This window comes from Bacteroidota bacterium, assembly GCA_034723125.1.
Lineage (GTDB): Bacteria > Bacteroidota > Bacteroidia > CAILMK01 > JAAYUY01 > JAYEOP01.
Genome location: JAYEOP010000500.1, coordinates 1 through 1,811, shown reverse-complemented (window position 1 = coordinate 1,811; position 1,811 = coordinate 1). Strand labels below are relative to the sequence as shown.

Genomic DNA, 1,811 nt, shown 5'->3' with positions numbered 1-1,811 from the left:
TATATTCTCCACCCTGGAGATGTTGCTCCAGATGTATTTTTTGAAATAATAGTTTTATCGCTAGCGTCTGCTTTTACCCAAAACTCAATTGTCCAATCCCCTGTTCCAAAATCAAGATCAGCGTGATCAGATACAGAAATATAATCATCAGTTCCATCAAAATCAAGACAATTGCCCGGTGCTTGAGCATTTGCGAAGGAGAAAGAAAAAATAAAAAAGCTAAAAATAAATAGTCGTAAAATTGTAGAATTCTGCATAAGAAACCTCCTTTATAAAATTATTTAGGTTACACCCTTAAATAATCCATTGTTATATTTTATTTCAAAGATACGAATAATATTTATAAATTATTCGGTTTTTTTTAATAAACTTTTCAATATAATCAACTCAATAAAAACAAAATTATTATAATTTTTTATTCAGAACTTCTTGTATTTATAATTAAAGTGTTATTTAGCAACACTATTGAAAATAATTTTTATAGTTTTGTATTTTAATAAAAAAGATGAAAAAAATTATTGTAACCGATTTGGATGGAACCTTGTTTAATTCAAAGACCGAAATTAGCTTGACTGATATTGAGACCTTAAGGCTACTTGGGAAAAAAGATATTATAAGAGTTATTGCAACAGGACGTTCAATGTTTTCAGCAATTAATAGTTTACCAATAGATTTTCCTATTGAATATATTATTTCTTCATCAGGGGCAGCTATATTCGATTGGAAAACAAAAGAGTTATTGAAAAGTTTTTCAATAAATAAAAATGATTCACTAAAAGTCTTTGAAGCTTTGGTAAAAAGAAAAGTAGATTTCAGTATTCAAATGCCTGTTCCTGAAAATCATAATTATTTTTTTGTAAAATCTACAACCAATAATCCTGATTTTGAAAGAAGAAATAATCTATATAAAAGCTATGCAAAAGAAATAAAAAAGTCTTATTTTGAAACTCAAGAAACTTGTCAATTTATTGCAATTGTTAACGGAAATAAATCATTGGATGTTTTTAATGAAATAAAAAGAGAATTAAAAATCCTAAAAGTTATCAGGTCAACATCCCCGATTGATGGTAAAAGCTTGTGGATAGAAATATATCATTCAGGAGTTTCTAAAGCAAATGGTATTAAATTTATTGCAAATTTACATAAAATAGAAAAAGAAAACATTCTAACAATTGGTAATGATTATAATGACCTTGATATGCTGAGGTGGTCAAAAAATTCTTTTGTTGTAAGTAATTCGCCAAAAGAAATTAAAGATGAATTTCAGCTAGTCTCTTCAAATGATGAAAGTGGTTTTTCTGCGGCAGTAAATCAATGGCTTCTTTTAAACTAAAAGGTAAAAGGTAAAAACTAAAAGGTATTTTTTTTTCAAAGTTTTTATGGTTGAAACAAGTTAGATATTGAGTAAGTTTTACAATTCGCACTGAAAACTTATAACTCTTTTCTTTCAATACACGTTGTAACATAAATATATTATCTTTTAATTTTTAGTTTTCACCTTTTAGTTTTTACCTTTTACCTTTTAGTTTTAACTTATAGGATTCTACGGACTTGCTTCGCTTCGAAAGCTAAAAGGTGTTTTTTTTTCAAAGTTTTTATGGTTGAAACAAGTTAGATATTGAGTAAGTTTTACAATTCGCACTGAAAACTTATAACTCTTTTCTTTCAATACACGTTGTACCATAAATATATTATCTTTTAATTTTTACCTTTTACCTTTTAGTTTTTACCTTTTAGTTTTTACCTTTTACCTTTTAGTTTTAACTTATAGGATTCTACGGACTTGCTTCGCTTCGAAAGCTAAAAGTTAT

Annotated in this window: 2 protein-coding genes; one reads left to right on the top strand and one right to left on the bottom strand. The window is 26.8% G+C overall.

The window, feature by feature from the left end; translation table 11 throughout:
• The coding region (locus U9R42_12960) for a hypothetical protein (protein MEA3496928.1) at nt 1-257 on the bottom strand (257 nt) is incomplete at its 3' end.
• A 248-nt stretch (nt 258-505) separates the two neighbouring features.
• Here U9R42_12960 and U9R42_12955 point away from each other — a divergent pair.
• The gene (locus tag U9R42_12955; GenBank protein MEA3496927.1) at nt 506-1,333 is read left to right on the top strand and encodes an HAD family hydrolase; all 828 of its coding nucleotides are present in this window, start codon (nt 506-508) and stop codon (nt 1,331-1,333) included.
• The last annotated feature ends 478 nt before the right edge of the window (nt 1,334-1,811 follow it).

Coding starts and splice junctions, on each gene's coding strand:
- U9R42_12955 (MEA3496927.1), top strand. CDS start 506: ATGAAAAAAATTATTGTAACCGATTTGGATGGAACCTTGTTTAATTCA.